The 18,529-nt window shown below is 72.3% G+C and carries 17 protein-coding genes; 8 read left to right on the top strand and 9 right to left on the bottom strand.

From position 1 onward, the window contains the following. Positions 1-124: 124 nt before the first annotated feature. From H0H10_RS24600 to H0H10_RS24590, 3 genes are all read left to right on the top strand, one after another. The gene (locus H0H10_RS24600; RefSeq protein WP_188183417.1) at positions 125-1,663 is read left to right on the top strand and encodes an alpha/beta hydrolase; all 1,539 of its coding nucleotides are present in this window, start codon (positions 125-127) and stop codon (positions 1,661-1,663) included. Between the two features lie 301 nt (positions 1,664-1,964). Continuing rightward, positions 1,965-2,450: an NUDIX domain-containing protein gene (locus H0H10_RS24595; protein ID WP_188183275.1), complete on the top strand. Its 486-nt coding sequence runs from the start codon at positions 1,965-1,967 to the stop codon at positions 2,448-2,450. A gap of 287 nt (positions 2,451-2,737) precedes the next feature. Further along, complete coding sequence (locus H0H10_RS24590) at positions 2,738-3,466, top strand: hypothetical protein (RefSeq protein ID WP_188183274.1); 729 nt, start codon at positions 2,738-2,740, stop codon at positions 3,464-3,466. Positions 3,467-3,572: 106 nt separating this feature from the next. Here the strand turns inward: H0H10_RS24590 and H0H10_RS41305 are convergent, their stop codons facing one another. From H0H10_RS41305 to H0H10_RS24555, 8 genes are all read right to left on the bottom strand, one after another. Beyond that, a complete protein-coding gene (locus tag H0H10_RS41305; protein WP_109542219.1) occupies positions 3,573-3,647 on the bottom strand; it encodes a 50S ribosomal protein bL37 in 75 nt (24 codons plus the stop codon). Between the two features lie 244 nt (positions 3,648-3,891). Continuing rightward, positions 3,892-5,070 carry an adenylyltransferase/sulfurtransferase MoeZ gene (gene moeZ / locus H0H10_RS24585; protein ID WP_188183273.1) on the bottom strand — a complete coding sequence of 393 codons (1,179 nt, stop codon included), beginning with the start codon at positions 5,068-5,070 and terminating at the stop codon, positions 3,892-3,894. Positions 5,071-5,133: 63 nt separating this feature from the next. Beyond that, positions 5,134-5,883, bottom strand: coding sequence for a spherulation-specific family 4 protein (locus tag H0H10_RS24580; protein WP_188183272.1), 750 nt, complete (start codon positions 5,881-5,883; stop codon positions 5,134-5,136). Then, complete coding sequence (locus H0H10_RS24575) at positions 5,871-6,920, bottom strand: SDR family oxidoreductase (protein WP_188183271.1); 1,050 nt, start codon at positions 6,918-6,920, stop codon at positions 5,871-5,873. Before H0H10_RS24575 ends, H0H10_RS24580 begins: the two co-directional genes overlap by 13 nt. A 118-nt stretch (positions 6,921-7,038) precedes the next feature. Beyond that, positions 7,039-8,484: a hypothetical protein gene (locus tag H0H10_RS24570; RefSeq protein WP_223180373.1), complete on the bottom strand. Its 1,446-nt coding sequence runs from the start codon at positions 8,482-8,484 to the stop codon at positions 7,039-7,041. Then, complete coding sequence (locus tag H0H10_RS24565; RefSeq protein WP_188183270.1) at positions 8,481-10,187, bottom strand: DUF3492 domain-containing protein; 1,707 nt, start codon at positions 10,185-10,187, stop codon at positions 8,481-8,483. The genes H0H10_RS24570 and H0H10_RS24565 overlap by 4 nt, the downstream gene beginning before the upstream one ends. Before the next feature lie 221 nt (positions 10,188-10,408). Then, on the bottom strand, positions 10,409-12,004 hold the full coding sequence (locus tag H0H10_RS24560; RefSeq protein WP_309141884.1) for a DUF3152 domain-containing protein: 1,596 nt from the start codon (positions 12,002-12,004) through the stop codon (positions 10,409-10,411). Between the two features lie 8 nt (positions 12,005-12,012). Then, a complete protein-coding gene (locus H0H10_RS24555; protein ID WP_188183269.1) occupies positions 12,013-13,074 on the bottom strand; it encodes an alpha/beta fold hydrolase in 1,062 nt (353 codons plus the stop codon). Between the two features lie 307 nt (positions 13,075-13,381). On the opposite strand from H0H10_RS24555, the gene H0H10_RS24550 reads away from it, so the two are divergent. The 4 genes from H0H10_RS24550 (at position 13,382) to H0H10_RS24535 (ending at position 15,261) form a co-directional block, all read left to right on the top strand. Next, the gene (locus H0H10_RS24550; RefSeq protein ID WP_188183268.1) at positions 13,382-13,606 is read left to right on the top strand and encodes an Rv3202a family protein; all 225 of its coding nucleotides are present in this window, start codon (positions 13,382-13,384) and stop codon (positions 13,604-13,606) included. Positions 13,607-13,815: 209 nt separating this feature from the next. Beyond that, positions 13,816-14,460: a TetR/AcrR family transcriptional regulator gene (locus tag H0H10_RS24545; protein ID WP_188183267.1), complete on the top strand. Its 645-nt coding sequence runs from the start codon at positions 13,816-13,818 to the stop codon at positions 14,458-14,460. Between the two features lie 151 nt (positions 14,461-14,611). Continuing rightward, entirely contained in the window at positions 14,612-14,839 is a 228-nt protein-coding gene (locus tag H0H10_RS24540; protein WP_106412574.1) for a DUF3107 domain-containing protein, read from the top strand. Between the two features lie 152 nt (positions 14,840-14,991). Continuing rightward, the gene (locus H0H10_RS24535) at positions 14,992-15,261 is read left to right on the top strand and encodes a hypothetical protein (protein ID WP_188183266.1); all 270 of its coding nucleotides are present in this window, start codon (positions 14,992-14,994) and stop codon (positions 15,259-15,261) included. Between the two features lie 84 nt (positions 15,262-15,345). Here the strand turns inward: H0H10_RS24535 and H0H10_RS24530 are convergent, their stop codons facing one another. Beyond that, complete coding sequence (locus H0H10_RS24530) at positions 15,346-16,092, bottom strand: ferritin-like fold-containing protein (RefSeq protein WP_188183265.1); 747 nt, start codon at positions 16,090-16,092, stop codon at positions 15,346-15,348. Between the two features lie 493 nt (positions 16,093-16,585). Here H0H10_RS24530 and H0H10_RS24525 point away from each other — a divergent pair. Further along, on the top strand, positions 16,586-18,529 hold a 1,944-nt coding region (locus H0H10_RS24525), incomplete at its 3' end, for a DEAD/DEAH box helicase (protein ID WP_223180371.1).

The raw sequence follows: 18,529 nt of genomic DNA, 5'->3' as shown, positions 1-18,529 counted from the left end.
ATTACCGGGGAGCCGCTGGTCAGAGCGTTATCCACAGGCCGCAACGGGTGCTGTGCGATCCGCCTACCATGGCATGACCGCCATCCGCCGCACGGCGCGGACGGCCCGCGAGGGGGGAATGCACATGGCACGGCTCGTACGGTGGACGGCTCTCATGGCCGCCGCCGCGTTGCTCACGGGCTGCAGCAGCGGCTCGTCCGGAGACGACCAGGACGACCGGGGGTCGGACAGCAGGGGGCCGTCGGCGGTCGCCCCGTCCGGGGTGCCCGCGTCACTGGCCTCCCAGCGGCTCGACTGGGGCCGCTGCAAGGGCACCGCGGACTCCCCCGCTCCGGGCGGCGACTGGCAGTGCGCCACGCTCAAGGTGCCGCTGGACTGGGCGGAGCCGGAGGGCGAGACGATCGGCCTCGCGATGATCCGCGACAAGGCCGACGGGGACCGGCGCATCGGCTCCCTGCTGTTCAACTTCGGCGGACCCGGCGGCTCGGGCGTGTCGACGATGCCGTCGTACGCCGACAGCGTCTCGCGGCTGCACGAGCGGTACGACCTGGTGAGCTGGGACCCGCGCGGCGTGGCCGCCAGCGAGGGCGTCCGCTGCCGTGAGGACGAGGACATCCAGGCCGCCGAGTCGGTCGATGCCACCCCCGACACCCCGGCCGAGGAGCAGGCGTACCTCAAGGACGCCGCCGACTTCGGCAAGGGCTGCGAGAAGGCCGCCGGAAAGCTGATGGCCCACGTGTCGACCACCGACACCGCCCGGGACATGGACCTGATGCGTCATGTCCTGGGTGACGCGAAGATGCACTACTTCGGCATCTCCTACGGCACCGAACTCGGCGGTGTCTACGCCCACCTGTTCCCGAAGAACGTGGGACGGCTGATCCTCGACGCGGTCGTCGACCCCGGCGCCGACACGATGGGCCACGCCGAGAACCAGACCAGGGGCTTCCAGCGCGCCCTGGACGACTACCTGGAGTCCACCGGGCAGGACCCCGAGCAGGGTTCGCGCAAGATCGCCGACCTGCTGGAGCGGATCGACTCCGAACCCCTGCCGACGTCTTCGCCGGGGCGGAAGCTGACGCAGACCCTGGCGCTCACCGGGATCGTGCTGCCGCTGTACAGCAAGGACGGATGGCCGGCCCTGACGAGCGCGCTGGAGGCGGCGGAGGAGGGCGACGGTTCGGAGCTGCTGGCGCTCGCCGACGGCTACAACGAGCGCGACTCCTCCGGTCGCTACGGCACGACGACCCACTCGCAGCGGGTCATATCGTGCCTGGACGACAAGCAGCGGCCGACGGTCGAGGAGACCAAGGAGCTGCTGCCCAGGTTCGAGAAGATCTCGCCGGTGTTCGGTGCGTTCCTGGGCTGGGACACGGCCGGCTGGTGCCACGACTGGCCGGTCGCCGGACAGCACGAGACGCCGGAGGTGAGCGCACCCGGTGCGGCTCCGATCCTGGTGGTCGGCAACACCGGCGACCCGGCCACGCCCTACGAGGGCGCGCGCAGGATGGCGGACGAGCTCGGCAAGGACGTCGGGGTGATGCTCACCTGGAAGGGCGAGGGCCACGGGGCGTACGGGAGCGGGAGCGACTGCGTCGACTCCACGGTCAACGCCTACCTGCTGGACGGGACGGTACCGGAGGACGGCAAGGTCTGCTCCTGACGACGACATACAGGTCGCCGTCGACCTGGGCCCGCGGATTGACACGGCAGGACTGCCGACTGAGCGCCGGACGCGGCACAACCTCGAAGTGGCGCGACGCTCAGCGCGTACAACCGGATGGATGACGCGCTCGCGAAGGTCCTCGAAGCAGAGAGCTGAGCCCCTGAACAGGTGCGGAGCCACTACCTGGCGCGCGAGCTGGTGCTCACCTGGGTGCGACGGCAGCCCGGCCGGCCCAGCCGGAACATGACGGATCTGGCCGACAGGCTGCATGTCGTCTCAGCTGGATACGCTCGGCTGCATGGCAGCGAACGCACACGAAGCGAAGATGGCGCATCCGCGCATGGCGGCGGGTGCGCTTTTCTTTGACGACGCGGACCGCGTCCTCATGGTGGAGCCCACTTACAAGGACTGCTGGGACATCCCCGGCGGCTACGTCGAGGCCGGCGAATCACCCCTTCACGCTGCCGTGCGCGAGGTTCGCGAAGAGCTGGGGATCACCCCGCCCATCGGACGCCTCCTCGCGGTCGACTGGGCCCCGAACGAGGCCGAGGGCGACAAGGTGCTGTACCTCTTCGACGGCGGCCGGCTCAGCCGAGAGCAATTGGCCGGCATCGAGCTGCAGGCCGACGAGCTGAGAAGCTTCGAGTTCCTCACCTTGGAGCAGATCGCCGAGCGCACCATCCCACGACTGGCCCGACGCATCCTCGCAGCGGCAGAGGCCCGGGAGAATGCGGTCCTTGTGTACCTGGAGCACGGCCAGAAGCCCGACAGCCAAGCTGCATGAGCCGCGAGGAAGCCATCCGTCTCGTGCAGCGGCTCACAGACGCCACCTACGCGGCCCCAGGGCAGCGCCCCCACAACCCCGCTGGTTTCCTCGCAGAGTTGGCGTCGCGGCAAGATGGGGCATTTCTTGCCGCGAGACAAAGAGGCGCCCCATGCGCTCCGCTGTCAGACCCTGGTGAGACCGGTCCCGTGAGAGTGGTGGTGCACCGACCGGCCCAGGCCCAACCCGTTGGCCCCGGTCTCGTGCATGGCACGATGCCTGATCACGGACGAGCACAAGGAGATCCCATGGACGATCAAGGCACCCCTGTATCGCCAGATGGCTTCAGGGTCGTCGCCGTTGATGCCGACTGGCCGGAATCACGGCAGTTCATGGGGGGCGGCGACAACCAAGTCACCGGCGACATTCATGTGTGTCTGTGGTTCGGCTCTGCGTCCTATGATCCACAGGTCGAGCACGTCATGGTTTTCAGCGCCTCCTCCGGCAATGCAAAGGCCAGCGAGGCCCTGGAGGACGCTCTGGAGGACTACTGCCACCCCGGTGAGGGACTTCCGGCCAGTCTGCCGGTCTCCGAACCCATCACCATCACCGCAGAGGGGAAGCCCGTGACGTTCGAACTCTGGCGGAACAGCAGCACCCCTTACTGGGTCGCCCGGGGCCGCGTCGAGAACACCGAAGTGGTCCTGTCCGGCTTCGAGACAGAACCCAGCGAGCTGCGCCTGGTCCGCGTGAACGACCTGGCCACGTACTCGGCCCCGATCGCTTTCCTCCCGGCCCGGGAAGCGATCTCCGTTGCCATGGGAAGCGATCTCCAGGCGGCGGGGCCCAGCCGGCAACTGCAGGTCGAGGAGGCGGACACCACGCTGCGGGCCCTGCGCGACATCGCCGCCCGGGGTGCCGCCCTCGGGGGACCCAGCCGGGAATTGCACGGCGAGGAGGCGGACACGGTGATGCGCGCCCTGCGCTACCTCGCCCAGGATGCCGGCCCCGCGGGAGAATCGGGAGCAGAGAGCTGATCAGCTCCCGCCGCCCAACTCTGGAAAAGCGCCCAGGCTTCAAGAGCTCCTGCGCCTCAGTCCGGGCGGCGAAGACACGGGACCCCTCGGCCGTCTGCTCGGTTGGTCAGGCGTTGGGGCGCTTGCCGTGGTTGGCCTTCTTCTTCTTACGGCCGCGTCGCTTGTTCCCTCGCTTGGACATGGTGCACATCTCCCTAATTCGGGGCCTTTCATGCGTTCGCCAGTCTAGATTCGGCCCGAGACGTCCGCATCAGCGGTGCCGCGGACCTTCGTGTGCGGGTTTGTTCTCTCCGCTGTGGGCGTCCTGATCAGCCAGGCACAAGGTCACCGGAACGCCAACCGACCGGCAACGACAGAAGCCCACGGCATCTGAGCTGGTCAGGGCCGTGGGCTTCGTCAGTCTCGCTGGTCAGCCGGACTGGTGATCAGTAGACCGGCTTCTCCGGCTCGATCTGGTTGACCCAGCCGATCACGCCGCCGCCGACGTGGACGGCGTCCGCGAAGCCGGCGGACTTCAGGACCGCCAGCACTTCCGCACTGCGGACACCCGTCTTGCAGTTCAAGACGATCTTCTTGTCCTGCGGGAGGTTCTCCAGGGCGCTGCCCATGAGGAACTCGTTCTTCGGGATCAGCCGGGCGCCCGGGATGGAGACGATCTCGAACTCGTTCGGCTCGCGGACGTCGATGAGCTCGATGTTCTCACCGTCGTCGATCCACTCCTTGAGCTGCTTGGGAGTGATCGTGGAGTCGGCCGCCGCCGCCTGGGCCTCCTCGGAGACGACGCCGCAGAAGGCCTCGTAGTCGATGAGCTCGGTGACGGTCGGGTTCTCGCCGCAGACCGCGCAGTTGGGGTCCTTGCGGACCTTGACCTGGCGGTACTGCATCTCCAGGGCGTCGTAGATCATCAGGCGGCCGACCAGCGGCTCGCCGATGCCCGCGAGGAGCTTGATGGCCTCGTTGGTCTGGATGGAGCCGATGGACGCGCACAGCACGCCCAGGACGCCGCCCTCGGCGCAGGAGGGGACCATGCCGGGGGGCGGGGGCTCCGGGTAGAGGCAGCGGTAGCAGGGGCCGTGCTCGGACCAGAAGACGGACGCCTGGCCGTCGAAGCGGTAGATCGAGCCCCAGACGTAGGGCTTGTTCAGCAGCACGCAGGCGTCGTTGACCAGGTAGCGGGTCGCGAAGTTGTCCGTGCCGTCGACGATCAGGTCGTACTGGCTGAAGATGTCCATCACGTTGTCGGCTTCGAGCCGCTCCTCGTGAAGGACCACGTTCACGTACGGGTTGATGCCCTTGATGGTGTCACGGGCGGACTCGGCCTTGGAGCGGCCGACGTCGGACTGGCTGTGGATGACCTGGCGCTGCAGGTTCGACTCGTCGACCTCGTCGAACTCCACGATGCCGAGGGTGCCGACACCGGCTGCCGCCAGGTACATCAGGGTCGGCGAGCCGAGGCCGCCCGCGCCCACGGCGAGCACCTTGGCGTTCTTCAGCCGCTTCTGCCCGTCCATCCCCACGTCGGGGATGATCAGGTGGCGGGAGTACCTGCGGACCTCGTCTACGGTGAGCTCGGGGGCCGGCTCGACCAGGGGTGGCAGCGACACGGGGACTCCGTTGGTCGGTCAATCATTACGGTTGTTCTCCCTGCAACACTGCCACGGCCTTTTTCATTCCGAGACACCCGTTCCGACACGCGAGACAATGTCGTCCCAGTAGCCGGGCATGGTCTCCCAGGGGTCGGCGCGGCCGCCGCCGTCCGTGCGGTCGGTGAAGTAGATCGTCGCTGCTCCCTGCCAGCGGGCGATGCGCAGCGCCTCCTCCAGGTGTCCGCGCGGGACGCCGTGCACGAAGTGGCAGAAGCGCTCGGGCGGGTGGTCGGCGCTCCACTCCGCGGCCTGCGACCAGCGGTAGTCGCTCCACGCACCCGAGAAGGTGACCAACTGGTCGGCGCTGTCGGCATAACCGGGATACGGGTGGGTGCCGTGGCCGAGGACGATGTGGGCCTCCTCACGGACGACCCGCAGGGTCCTGACCGTGCGGCGGATCTCGGGAAGCGCGTCCCGTCCGGACGGGCAGCGGTCCAGGAGGAAGCCGTCGGCCCGGTACCAGTCGATGTAGCGGTGCGCGTCGGAGATCAGCTCGCCGAAGGACCGCGTCCCGTACGCGGTGTCGAGGTGCCCGAGGACGCGCACGCCCGCGTTGCGCAGCCGGCCGGCCGCCTCCAGGCAGTGCGGGTCGGGCTGGGTGCCGGGGCCGTCGGCGACGTTCAGGACGACCCAGTGCAGGGGGGTGGCCGGGTCGACGAGGGTGGCCCACTCGGCCGGGGCGAGAAGGGGGTGGGCCAGGCCGGGGACGCCGAACCCGGTGCGGACGTCGGTGCTCGCAGCGCCCGCTCTGGTCCCGGTCAGATACGGCATGCCGCCTCCATCCAGATGTCGGCGAGGGACTCTTCGAGATTGATCCGGGGCCGCCAGCCGAGCCGGTCGCGTGCGGTGCGCACATCGGCCTGCTGCCAGCTGCCGCAGCCGTCCGGGTACGGGAAGGCGACCGGCGTCGCGTGCTCGGCGTCGCCGCGGTGTCCGAGGGGGTCGGGCCGGTGATGGCCGGAGGACTCGGCGCGGTGGAGACCGAGGGCCTCGGCACGGTGTCCGACGGCTTCGGCCCGCGGGTGGCCGATGGCCGGCCGCAGCGCGCCGGGCGGCGTGTCCAGCTCGTGCAGGGCGCCGCCGTAGCCGGCCACGCGGGCGAGGGTGGCGGCGGCGTCGCGGAGCCGGACGGCGCGGCCCGAGCCGATGTTGATGACGCCCTGCGCGGCGGAGAGGGAGGCGGCGTGGACGGCTCGGGCGACATCGCGGACGTCGACGAAGTCGCGCTGGGCGCCGAGGCCGCCGAGCCTCAGTTCTCCGTCGCCGGACTGCATCGCGCGGCGCATGGCCTCGGCGAGGCGGCCCAGCGGGGAACCTGCGGGGGTGCCGGGGCCGGCGGGCGAGAAGACACGGAGGACGACGGCGTCCAGGCCGGAGCCGAGGACGAGTTCCGTCGCGGCGAGCTTGCTGACGCCGTACGGGCCGCCCGGGCGCGGCACGGCGTCCTCCGCGGTGGAGGAGCCGGGCTGGCTCGGCCCGTACTCCGAGCTGCAGCCGATCTGCACCAGACGCGCGTGGCAGGCGCTGCGGCGCAGGGCCTCGCAGACGGTGGCGACGGCGACGGTGTTGTGGCGGGTGAGTTCACGGGCGCCGCCTCGTGTGGCGCCGGCGCAGTTGACGACGACGCCGGGGTGGACGGCGTCGAGGAAGCGGGTGAGGGCTCCCGGGCTGCCGGTCGCGAGGTCGAAGCGGACGTCGGCGTCGTCGCCGCGGCCGAGAGCGGTGAGCTGGACGGCCGGGTCGGCGAGCAGACGGTCGGCGACGAAGCGGCCGAGGTAGCCGTTGGCTCCGATCAGCAGGACTCTCATCGGGCGGCTCCCGGGACCGAGGAGTCGGGTCGGGAGGTGCTCATCAGGGGTTCTCCTTCAGGGGATGGTGCTTGGGTGCGTGGCGCCCGGCGTCCGGCCGGGTGCGGGGAGCGCGCGGTCATGTCGGGGTCTCGGTCGGTGCGTGGGCCGAGGCGGTGGTCAGGCGTCGTGCCGCGTGGAACAGGAGGACCAGGGCCCCGATGCCGCAGGCCGTGGTGGGGACGGCGGCCGGGCCCCAGGCGGTGACGAGGGTTTCCACGGGGACGGCCAGGAGATCGCAGCCGGGGAGCCGGCCGGCGAAGACGGTGGCCACGGCGGTCGCCTCGGCCGCCGCCGTGGCGGTGAGGAGGAGGGTCGGGGCGTGGCCGAATCCGTGGACGGCGAGGAGACGGGCGAGCAGCAGGAGGGCGCCCAGGGTGAGGGCCTGGGGGTAGGCGGCGGGCTCGTCGAGGGCCGCGCCGGTCACGGCGAGGAGGATCGCCAGGGCGCCCAGGAACAGGGCGAAGGTGCCGAACAACAAGGGGCGTACGGAGGCCGAGAAGTCGGTCAGGCCGCGGCTGGCGGCCAGTTTGCGGCGGGCGCCCGCGGCGAACAGGTGGGCGCTCCAGGCCGCGGGCGCGCAGGCCAGGGCGAGGGCCAGGACGGGGGCTGCGGTGAGGGGCCAGGGGTCGCCGGCCGTGCCGTCGGGCAGGCCGTCCGGGCCTCCGGTGAGGGCGGCGCGGAGCAGTCCGTCACCGAGGAGGGCGTAGCCCACGAGCCAGCAGGTCCGGATGCCACCGGTGTGGGTGGCGGCGCTCAGCGGGCCCCGGCGCAGTGCCGCGCGCAGGGCGAGGGCCACCGCGAGGGTGCCGAGGGCGGCGGCGACCAGGCGCGGCCGGCCGTCGGTCAGGCGCAGTCCGGCCACGGCGGCGGCGCACAGCGTGCCGGGCAGCAGGGTGAGGACGATCCAGGCGGCACGGCCCGGAGGTGTCGCCGGGGCCGGGGGTCGCGGGGCGGTGTCGCCGTCGCGCGGGATGCGGGCGTACATCTCCTCCGCGAGGGAGAAGACGTCCCGGTGGCGGAAGCGGGCGGCGGTCCGGTCGGTGATGCCGTGCGCCTCCAGGCCCGCCGCGATCTCCAGGGGGTCCACGGCCCGCTCGCACAGTTCGCGGTGGCGGTGCATCAGGGCCTTCACCGGGTCCCCGGCGGCCCGGCGGGCGGCGAGGGCCTGTCGGCCGCCCGCGGGTGCGCCACCGGGCGACCTCAGGCCGGCCCTCACGTCGGCCCGCGCGCCGCCGAGGGCCGCGCCTGCGTCGCCGTCGACCGCGAGTCCGCCGTCCGCGAGCCCGTCGACCGCAAGCCCGCCGACCGCAAGCCCGCCGACCGCACGGCCGTCAGCCGCTAGCCCGTCGACCGCGAGTCCGCCGTCCGCCGTGGTCGGGCCGGGGTGCCCGTCGCCGTCCGGCGCGTCGAAGGGCGTCGCGGCACCGGGATCTCCGGTGTCCAGGCACTCCCGCGAGCGCTCGTCCCAGGCGCCGGGGCTGTTCGGGGTCGCGGGGCGGTCCAGTTCGCCCAGGCCGCTCATCGAGCCGCTCCCTCGGTGGCGTGGCCGGCCCGGACGGGGTTGTCCGTCGCCCAGCCGGGTCCGCCCCGGGCCACGACACGACTCGCGGGGCCGGTCCAGCGGCCGGGGACGTGGGCCTCGGCGGGGGCGGCGAACGGAAGGGGCTCTCCCGCGTCGTCGAGGACGACTCGGCGTACCGGTGTCCGCGACAGGATCTCCAGGTAAATGCCGTGGAAGGCCGCGACGTTCTGCTCGACGGTGAACAGCTCGAAGGCGCGGGCACGCGCGGCGGCGCCCAGCCGCTCACGGCGTTCGGGGTCGCGCAGCAGGGTCACGCACGCCTCCGCGAGCGCCCGCGGGTTGCGCGGGGGCACGACGAGCCCCGTACCGCCGATGACCTCGGTCACGGCTCCGACGTCCGTGGACACCGTCGCGCGACCGCAGAACATGGCCTCGACCAATCCGACCGGGAATCCCTCGACGACGCTGGCGAGGACGACCACGGCGCCCGAGGCGTACGCGTCGGCGCGGGAGGGGAGCTCCGGGCCTCCGACGTCCTCGAAGGACACCGGATTGTCCCCGACGGCATGCGGACCGTCGGCCTCGTCGGGGAAGAGCTGCGCGGCCAGGCCCTTGCAGTGGGCCAGGTAGGCCGCGCCCTCGGGGCCGGACGGGGCGCCTACGATCCTCAGACGCGTCCCGGGCTCCTCCTTGCGGACCTCGGCGAACGCGTGCAGCAGGGAGACGAGGTCCTTGGCGGGCTCGACACGGCCGACCCAGAGGAGGGTGCCGGGGTCGGCACACCCCGGGTTCTCCCCCGCCTCCGCGAAGGGGGCCGGGTCCATGCCCGGGTAGACCGTGCGGAGCTTGGCGCGATCGGCTCCGCACCGCTCCTGCCAGCGGCGGGCGTGTGCGTTGCCGGGTGTGATCACGGCGGCCCGCCGGTAGATCTCGGCGGCGAGCCGGCCGTGGAACGCGGCGAGCAGGGCCCGTACGGCGGGCGTGGCGTCGGGCGCCGTCAGGTAGTGGGCCCGCAACCGCACGCCGTACTCGGTCACCAGCAGGGGTACGTCGAAGAAGTGCCGGGCGAGCAGACCCGGCAGGGCGGCCGTACCGCCGGAGGCCGCGTGGCAGAGGTCGACCGCACCGAGTCCGTCGTCCTCGTACCAGTCGAGGGACAGGGGGCGCAGGGCGCGTTCGAGGCGCGCGGCCACGGCGAGCAGGTCGGGGACGCGGGCCTCGCGGGCGGACCGCTGGGCTCCGGGCGCACGACAGGCGCGTTCCAGTGCGCCCACGGCGGTCTCGGAGCGGAGTGCGCCCGCCAGGCCGCCCTCGTCGCGGGCCAGTTCGGCGAGACCGTACAGGGCACTGGCGAAACGGTCCGCCTCGGCGGCGGACGCTTCCTCCGGCGCACCGGACGGATCACCGGCGGAGATCCGGCTCAGGGCGGTGGCGAGTTCGCCGTAGCACTCGGCGAAGCGCCGGCGTGCGCGCCGCCCGTACACGACCCCGTCGTCCTCGGTGCCCCACAGGGGCGCGGTGCGCACCCGACTGACCTGCGGCGGCAGCGGCACCCATCCCTCGCCCTCCTGCAGCTCGCTGCGACTGAGCGCGTAGACGTCGAACTCGTGCTGCTCGAGCCCGCGCACGAGCCGGTCGCACCAGAGCCTGGCGTCACCGCTCACGTACGGATAGCCACCCTCCGTAAGCAGTCCGATGCGCATGCGCGCACCCCCGATCTCCCGTATGGAGAGCCGCCGTTGGCCCCGGCGACTCGCAGCGGGACGAACGTATGCGGACAAGGCGGTGGTGCGATGGACGGTTGTCCATCGCACCACCAAAAGGGGTGAACGGTCGTAACTTTCCCGTGCGGGGCGCGTTCCGTCGCGCTAAGGGATCAGACGATCACCAAGCGTCACCCGCACGCCGGCCCCGGGCCGCGGGCTCACTCCCCGGGGTACGCCCAGGGGTTGGGGCGGCAGTCGATCCCGTCGTGGTCGACGAACTTGGTCTGCTGCTGCATGACCGGGGCGAGTTCGCCGTCCTTGTCGCAGGTGACGTGGTTGAAGCCGAGGCGGTGGCCGACCTCGTGGTTGATCAGCATCTGCCGGTAGGCGTGGATCTGGTCGCCGTACGGCTCCGCGCCCTGGGCCCACCGGTAGGCGTTGATCATCACGCGCTCGGTGGCGGCGGAGTCGCAGGACACGTTGTCCACGGTGGTGTCCAGCCCGGACTTGGCGCACCATTCGGCGGTGGTGCCGGGGCTGGCGAGCGTGATCACGAAGTCGGGCTGCCCGGAGTGGATGCGTTCGAACGTGCGGGCACCGTTGTGCGCCCAGCTCCGGTCGTCGTTGAGGGTCTTCTGCACGGCCTGCGCGAAGAGTTCGCCGTCGAGTCCGAGCCCCTGCTCGATGTCCACACGGTAGGTGTACTTCTGGCCGGTGCCCGGTGCCTTGTCGATGCCGGGGACCGCGTCGAACCGCCCCGAGCCCTTGAGTTCGGCGCCGAGCGGGTACGTCTTGCCCATCTTCTGCTCGTAGGTGAGCGGTGCCGAGGCACCGGGCGGGGAAGGCGTCGGCCGGTCGTCCGCCCGGGAGGCGGAGTCATGGACATCGCGCGCCGGATCGCCGGCGGACTGCGATCGCGTGTCCCCGCCGGCCCGCCCGTCGGCGACCTGACCGGCCACGACGACCGCCAGCACGGTGGTGACGGCGGCGGCCGCGATTCCGGTGAAGGTACGCCCCTTGCCGCCCTTGGCCGGCGCGGGCGCACCGGTGGGCGGCGCGTCGACGGCGTCCGTGCCGACGGCGTAGGCGGTACCGCCGGTGACGTCGCCGGCGTTCCAGTCGGTGACCGAGGCGTACGGGTCGGCTGCCGGCTCCGAGACGGTCGGGCGACGGGAGCTGCGGGGCGTGAAGACGTCGTCCTCGCCGAAGGCGTCCAGGTACTCCTGGCGCGGGCCGTAGGAGGGAGCCTGCCGCTGCCGCGGGAAGGGCGCCCCGGACCCCGCGGGCCGGCCGGGCTGCGCGGGAGCGCCGGGCGCCCCCGGCGGGGGACCGAATCCGACACCGGTCGCCCGTCCCCGCAACTCGCCCCAGCCGCCCCCGGGTTCACGCTGCTCGGGGTGTCCCCCGCGAACCTGCGGCACACCGCGTGCGGGAGTGCCGTCAGCCGCCCTCGGGACGCCGTGGGCAGGGGTCCCGTCAGCCAGAAGACCATCGCCGCGAGCCGACGAACCCTCAGACCGCCCCGGACCGCCGCGGGAAGGCACCCCGTCAGTTCCCGGAATTCCGCCCGCAAGTGTCCCGTCGGGCAGACGAGGAACACCACGCACAGGCGTCCCGTCCGGCAGGCGGCCGCCCGGGTACCCCGGGAGTCCCGGGTACCCCGAGGGCCCGCCCGGCCCGCCACCGCCCGGTGGCATCTGCTCCGCCGTCGGCGGCACCGGCATGCGTCGGCCGCCCGGCCGCCCGGGGCGTACTGCGGCGGTCTCCGCGGTGTCGCCCTTCGGGGCCGGCCCGCGGCGGCTGTGGCGTCCCACGTCGCGCCTCAGCCTCCTGTGCTCTCGTCGGCGGGCTCGTCGTCCACGGCCCGATGGTCCCTGCTGTCGTGAATCCCGTGACCCTCGCCGCTCCCGCCGTCCCTGGCGACTCCCGACCGCCCGGTTTCCGCGAGGAGTTCACGGAACGCGGTGGCCACGCTCTCGGGATATTCCATCATCGCCACGTGCCCCGCGTCCGGCAGGGTCAGCAGCCTGGAGTCACGGAAGGCGCGGGCGGCGCGCTGCGCCATGCGGTAGCCGACGAGTTGGTCCCGACCACCGTAGACCAGCAGCGTCGGCGCGAGAACCCGTTCGGCCTGACGCCACAGCCCGTGCTGGCCGCCGACGGTGTAGGCGTTGACGATCCCGCGCGCCGAGCGCGCCATCGCGTCCCAGAAATACGGGAGTTGAAGCCGCCGCTCCATCTCCTCCACCGCGTTGCGGAATCCTTCCGGCGTCACCCTTCCGGGGTCGCCGTAGCACAGCGCCATGACCCCGCGGACCCGCTGCTCCGCCGTCCACTCCCGGGTCATGCGCGTGAACAGCGACGCCACTCCGGGCAGCGCCAGCAGCCCCGTCGGCACGGCGCTGCGCTGCACGCGGATCTCCGGCAGCGCGGGCGACACGAGGGTCAGGGTGCGCACCAGGTCCGGCCGCACCGCGGCGACGCGGGTGGCGATGGCGCCGCCGAGCGAGTTGCCGAACAGGTGCACCGGGCCTCGCCCGGCCGCGTCCAGGTGGCGGATCACCGCCCGGGCGTGTCCCGTGACCGAGTAGTTGCCGTCGTCCGGCGGCGGGGAGTCGCCGAAGCCCGGCAGGTCGAGGGCCTCGCTGTCGACGACGTCGTCCAGCAGCGGCATCAGCGCCGACCAGTTCTGGGAGGAACCGCCGAGGCCGTGGACGTACAGCGCGGGCGGCAGCCCCGGTCGCGCCGGCCGCCTCGAACGCACCGTCAGCGTCATGCCCGGCAGGCGGACCGACCTGAGCCGTTCGCCCTCGGCGAGCTTGACGGCCGCCACCTTCGGCAGCACGTTGGCGGGCGGCACGAACGGCAGCTCGGTCGAAGACATGCCGCAATGTTACGAGACGATCACGCGGCGGCCCGTGTGTTCGCCGTCACAACGGCAGAGCCGGGAGCCGCCGAGCCGGCCGGACCGGCGCTGCGGCCGGGACCAGGAGTACGCCGGACCGGAAACCGGCACCGGAACCGGGTGTGGGTGTGCGGCCGAGCCGGGTACCCGGTGCCGCCGCAGCTCTGCGTCACGGAACGGACGCGGATCGCATGGCGTCCGGATCGGGTGTCTCCTAGGCTCGTACAGAGGGCACCCGCTTGTGGCCCCTGCATGTCCGGGGACGTTCGTAGGAAGGGAGCCCAGCATGGCCGTCGACCCCACCGACCCCGAGACCTTCGAGGACGACGAAGTCCAGGAAGCCGAGGAATTCGACGTCGAGGCCCCCACGGCCGACGCCGCCGAGCAGCACGCGGACATCGCGCCGGACCGCGACGACTCGCTGACCGGCGTCGAACCGGACCGTGCCAGCGAGGCCGACCTGGCGGAACAGGCGAGGGTCGTCGCCCTCGACGAGGACGACTACCGCTGAGCCAGGGGGCCGCGGCGGCTGCCGAAAGGTGCCGCCCATCTGGAGAGAGGCCAATTTTTGCCCGGCCTGAGACCATTTGAAACCTATTGCGCGGCTTTCGTCACCGTCCGGTCCGTGAAATTCTGCGCTCGCACCGCGCACACCACGGTTACCGAAAAGTACGATGGCGGCGCGGCGCACACCGCACGTGGACGACTTTGGGAGGCGGCGTGACAGCCATCGAGCAGACAGAGGCGGTACGCCCGCGGGGCACACGCCTTCCCCGCCGTGCCCGACGGAACCAGCTGCTGGGCGCCGCACAGGAAGTGTTCGTGGCGCAGGGCTACCACGCGGCCGCGATGGACGACATCGCCGAGCGGGCCGGCGTCAGCAAGCCGGTGCTCTACCAGCACTTTCCGGGCAAGCTCGACCTCTACCTCGCGCTGCTGGACCAGCACTGCGAGGCCCTGATCCAGTCCGTACGGAACGCGCTCGCGTCGACGACCGACAACAAGCAGCGCGTCCGGGCGACCATGGACGCCTACTTCGCGTACGTCGAGGACGACGGCGGTGCCTTCCGGCTGGTCTTCGAGTCGGACCTGACCAACGAGCCCGCCGTGCGCGAGCGCGTGGACAAGGTCACCAACGAGTGTGCCGAGGCCATCTGCGACGTGATCGCCGAGGACACCGGGCTCTCACGCGCCGAGTCGATGCTGCTGGCCTCCGGTCTGGGCGGCCTCGCCCAGGTGGTGGCCCGTTCCTGGCTGCACAGCGACCGCAGCGTGCCGCGCGACCAGGCCGTCCAGCTGCTGGCGTCGCTGGCCTGGCGCGGCATCGCCGGCTTCCCGCTGCACGGCAACGACCAGCAGCACTGACCTCCGGAGCCGCACCTGCCGGTGTTGTTCCCGCCGGCTGTTCGCTCCTGGCGTTCTCCTGCGCAGCGTGTACGTCCCCTCACCGGGCTAATGTGTGCTGGGTACGGCGCGGAAGATCGCGCACTTCACTGACCGTCGGAGGGACATAGCCGTGGAGGTCAAGATCGGCGTGCAGCACGCGCCCCGCGAGATCGTTCTGGAGAGCGGTCAGAGTGCCGAGGAGGTCGAGCGCGTGGTGTCCGAGGCCCTGGCCGGCAAGTCGCAGCTGCTCAGCCTCGTGGACGAACACGGCCGCAAGATCCTGGTCCCGGCCGACCGCCTCGCGTATGTCGAGATCGGCGAGCCGGCCCCGCGCAAGGTGGGCTTCGGCGCGCTGTAGCCGGACGTGCACGGGAGGGGCCCGGCGGTCACGGACCGCCGGGCCCTTCGTGTACGGCAAGCGACCCGCGGGGAGGATTGCATTCCGCAGGTCAGGGGTAAGACGGGTACGACCGTTCCGGGCAGGCCGGCCATGTGGGAGGGACCCCCGACATGCTCTTGGAAGCGCTCAGCGCCGCGATCCTCGGCCTCGCCCTGGCATGGGCCGCCGCCCACCGGCTGCCGCACCGGCTGCCGGCCCGTGTCCTGGTGCTGCCGACGGGTGTCGCCGGGGCCCTCTTCGGGGCGTTCCTCACACACAGCGCGCTCGGCGCCGACAGCCTCCTGCCGAACCTGGTGGGCGCTGCCGCCGTCTCCGCCGCCTCGCTGTCGCTGCTGCTGCGCCCGGCGGGAAGACTCCGGCGCCGATCGGCGACCGCCTGACCGGCCGGCGGTGGCGGCGCCGCCGGTGAGCCCCGGCTCCGCCCGTTTCCGCCCGTTGCCGTCCGGTGTCCGGCCGGTACGGCTCTAGGCCGCCAGGCCCAGCGCCGCCATCCGCTTGGTGTGCGCCTCGGTGATCCGGGAGAACATCTTGCCGACCTCCGCGAGGTCGAAGCCGTCCGCGACGCCGCCCACGAGCATCGTCGACAGCGCGTCCCGGTCGGCGACGACCCGCTGGGACTGTGACAGGGCCTCGCCCATCAGCCGCCGCGCCCACAGCGCCAGGCGCCCGCCCACGCGCGGGTCCGCGTCGATCGCCGCCCGCACCTTCTCCACGGCGAAGCCGGCGTGGCCGGTGTCGTCGAGCACGGCCAGCACCAGCTCGCGGGTGTCGGTGTCGAGGCGGGCCGCCACCTCGCGGTAGAAGTCGCTGGCGATGGAGTCGCCGACATACGCCTTGACGAGCCCCTCCAGCCAGTCCGAGGGAGCCGTCTGCTTGTGGAAGCCGGCGAAGGCCGCCACGAACGGCTCCATCGCCGCCGTCGGCTCCTCACCGATCCCGGCGAGCCGGTCGCGCAGTCGCTCGAAATGGTGGAACTCCGCCGAGGCCATCTTCGCCAGCTCCGCCTTGTCCGCCAGCGTCGGCGCCAGTTTGGCGTCCTCCGCGAGCCGCTCGAACGCCGCCAGCTCGCCGTACGCGAGCGCGCCGAGCAGGTCCACGACCGCGGCACGATACTGCGGGTCGGCGGAGGCCGTCGCCCAGTCCCGGGCGGCGACTCCGGTGTGTACGGCGGGGGCGTCTGCGGAGTTGCCAGGCTTGTCAGAGCTCGTCATGCAGCGCACAATAGCCCGCCCGCCGCCGGCCGTAAGGTCCTGGTCAGTCAGTGTGACGACGACTACCTGACCAAATCGGCCATCGCGTGTGCGCGAATCCGGGGTATGGTGGTAATGCGCCTGCCGAGTATGTGACGTACGGGTACGTGACATCCTCGTCGGGCCGCACGCATGAGGATGCCCGGTCGGTGGCCCGATCGGCTCCGACCCGACAGCCCTCTCGTCCGTACGGCACAGTGCGTACGGAATCCCGGAGGGACACCCTCAGCGGTACGAGCGCTAGAGCGTCGGCAGAGGTCCCGTGTCCTACGGCTCGACCGTAAGGCAGCCGACGTCCCCGGCACGGTCTGGCACGACCCCCGCGCTCGCCTCGCACCGCGCACACAGAAGAGGCAGCACCCTGACTACGACGTTCCGATCCCTCGGGATCCTCCCCGAGACCGCCGAGGCCCTGGAGGCCGTCGGCATTGTCAATCCCTTCCCCATCCAGGAGATGACGCTTCCCGTGGCCCTCTCGGGCACGGACGTCATCGGCCAGGCCAAGACCGGCACCGGCAAGACGCTGGGCTTCGGCCTTCCGCTCCTCGAGCGCGTCACCGTCCCCGCCGACGTCGAGGCCGGCCGCGCCGCTCCCGAGTCCCTGACCGACGCCCCGCAGGCCCTCGTCGTCGTGCCGACGCGCGAGCTGTGCACCCAGGTCACCAACGACCTGCTCACCGCGGGCAAGGTGCGCAACGTGCGCGTCACCGCGATCTACGGCGGCCGGGCCTACGAGCCCCAGGTCGAGGCCCTCAAGCACGGCGTCGACGTGGTCGTCGGCACCCCGGGCCGGCTGCTGGACCTGGCGGGCCAGAAGAAGCTCGACCTCAAGCATGTCAAGTGCCTGGTCCTCGACGAGGCCGACGAGATGCTCGACCTGGGCTTCCTGCCCGACGTCGAGAAGATCATCAACATGCTCCCGGCCCGGCGCCAGACCATGCTGTTCTCGGCCACCATGCCGGGTGCGGTCATCGGACTGGCCCGCCGCTACATGTCGCAGCCGACCCACATCCGCGCCACCGCGCCGGACGACGAGGGCGCGACGGTCGCGAACATCAAGCAGTTCGTCTACCGCGCGCACTCCATGGACAAGCCGGAGATGGTCGCCCGCATCCTCCAGGCCGAGGGCCGCGGACTGGCGATGATCTTCTGCCGCACCAAGCGCACGGCCGCCGACATCGCCGAGCAGCTGCAGCGCCGCGGGTTCGCCTCCGGCGCGGTCCACGGCGATCTGGGCCAGGGCGCCCGCGAGCAGGCGCTGCGCGCCTTCCGCAACGGCAAGGTGGACGTGCTCGTCTGCACCGACGTCGCCGCCCGCGGCATCGACGTCGAGGGTGTGACGCACGTCATCAACTACCAGTCGCCGGAAGAGGAGAAGACGTACCTGCACCGCATCGGCCGCACCGGCCGCGCGGGCGCCAAGGGTACGGCGATCACGCTGGTCGACTGGGACGACATTCCGCGCTGGCAGCTGATCAACAAGGCGCTGGAGCTGGACTTCAACGACCCGCCGGAGACGTACTCCACCTCCCCGCACCTCTTCTCCGACCTCGGCATCCCCGAGGGCACCAAGGGCGTGCTGCCCCGGTCGGCGCGCACCCGCGCCGGACTGGCGGCGGAGGAGCTGGAGGACCTGGGCGAGCCGGGCACGCGCGACCGGCGCGGGCGCGGCGGCCGGGGCGGACGGGACGAGTCCCGTTCCGACGACCGCGAGCGCTCGCCCCGTACGCCGCGCCGCCGTCGCCGTATGCGCGGCGGGACTCCGGTGGACGCCGGCGCCACGGCCCCCGAGGCCGTGACCGGTGGCGCCGCGGAGAACGGCACGGACGCGGAGGCCGCCAAGGGCCCCCGCACCCTGCGCCGCCGGCGCCGCACGCGTTCCGGCGAGCCGGCCCGGCAGCCGCTGACCGCGGCGACCGCGGACTCCCCGGCGCAGGACGCCACGGAGGCTGCCGCAGCCGCAGTGGCGACGGCGGAGGGTACGGCTCTGGAGGCCGCCCCGGTCGCCGAGGTGGCCGAGGCCACCGGGACCGCCGAGACGCCGGCGAAGCCGCGCCGCCGCACCCGCACCCGCAAGTCGGCCGAGCCGGCTAGCTCCCCGCAGCAGGCCGTCCCGTCGGCCGAGCCGGAGGTCACGGAGCCGGCGGTGGCCGTCGAGGCCGAGGCCCCGGCGGCGGAGGCTCCCGCGGAGAAGCCGCGTCGCCGGACACGCAAGGCCGCGGCCGCCGCCGAGACGGCGGTCGACACGGCTGAGGGCGTGACCGAGTCGGCACCGGAACCGGCGGAGACGAAGCCGCGCCGTACGCGGAAGCCGGCGGCCACGGCGGAGACCGCTGAGGTCGCCGAGGTCACCGAGGCCAAGCCCCGCCGCACCCGCAAGGCCACCGCGGCTGCGGAG

Source organism: Streptomyces griseicoloratus, from assembly GCF_014534645.1.
GTDB classification, from domain to species: Bacteria; Actinomycetota; Actinomycetes; order Streptomycetales; family Streptomycetaceae; genus Streptomyces; species Streptomyces griseicoloratus.
The sequence above is the reverse complement of the archived record's forward strand: the minus strand, read 5'-3'. Positions and strand labels throughout refer to the sequence as shown.

Excerpts from the sequence above, each read along its gene's own strand:
- H0H10_RS24580 (WP_188183272.1), bottom strand. The coding sequence starts at position 5,883 with ATGCCGTATCTGACCGGGACCAGAGCGGGCGCTGCGAGCACCGACGTC.
- H0H10_RS24575 (WP_188183271.1), bottom strand. The coding sequence starts at position 6,920 with ATGAGAGTCCTGCTGATCGGAGCCAACGGCTACCTCGGCCGCTTCGTC.
- H0H10_RS24555 (WP_188183269.1), bottom strand. The coding sequence starts at position 13,074 with ATGTCTTCGACCGAGCTGCCGTTCGTGCCGCCCGCCAACGTGCTGCCG.
- H0H10_RS24530 (WP_188183265.1), bottom strand. The coding sequence starts at position 16,092 with ATGACGAGCTCTGACAAGCCTGGCAACTCCGCAGACGCCCCCGCCGTA.
- H0H10_RS24590 (WP_188183274.1), top strand. The coding sequence starts at position 2,738 with ATGGACGATCAAGGCACCCCTGTATCGCCAGATGGCTTCAGGGTCGTC.
- H0H10_RS24595 (WP_188183275.1), top strand. The coding sequence starts at position 1,965 with ATGGCAGCGAACGCACACGAAGCGAAGATGGCGCATCCGCGCATGGCG.
- H0H10_RS24565 (WP_188183270.1), bottom strand. The coding sequence starts at position 10,187 with ATGCGCATCGGACTGCTTACGGAGGGTGGCTATCCGTACGTGAGCGGT.
- H0H10_RS24550 (WP_188183268.1), top strand. The coding sequence starts at position 13,382 with ATGGCCGTCGACCCCACCGACCCCGAGACCTTCGAGGACGACGAAGTC.
- H0H10_RS24600 (WP_188183417.1), top strand. The coding sequence starts at position 125 with ATGGCACGGCTCGTACGGTGGACGGCTCTCATGGCCGCCGCCGCGTTG.
- H0H10_RS24535 (WP_188183266.1), top strand. The coding sequence starts at position 14,992 with ATGCTCTTGGAAGCGCTCAGCGCCGCGATCCTCGGCCTCGCCCTGGCA.
- H0H10_RS24570 (WP_223180373.1), bottom strand. The coding sequence starts at position 8,484 with ATGAGCGGCCTGGGCGAACTGGACCGCCCCGCGACCCCGAACAGCCCC.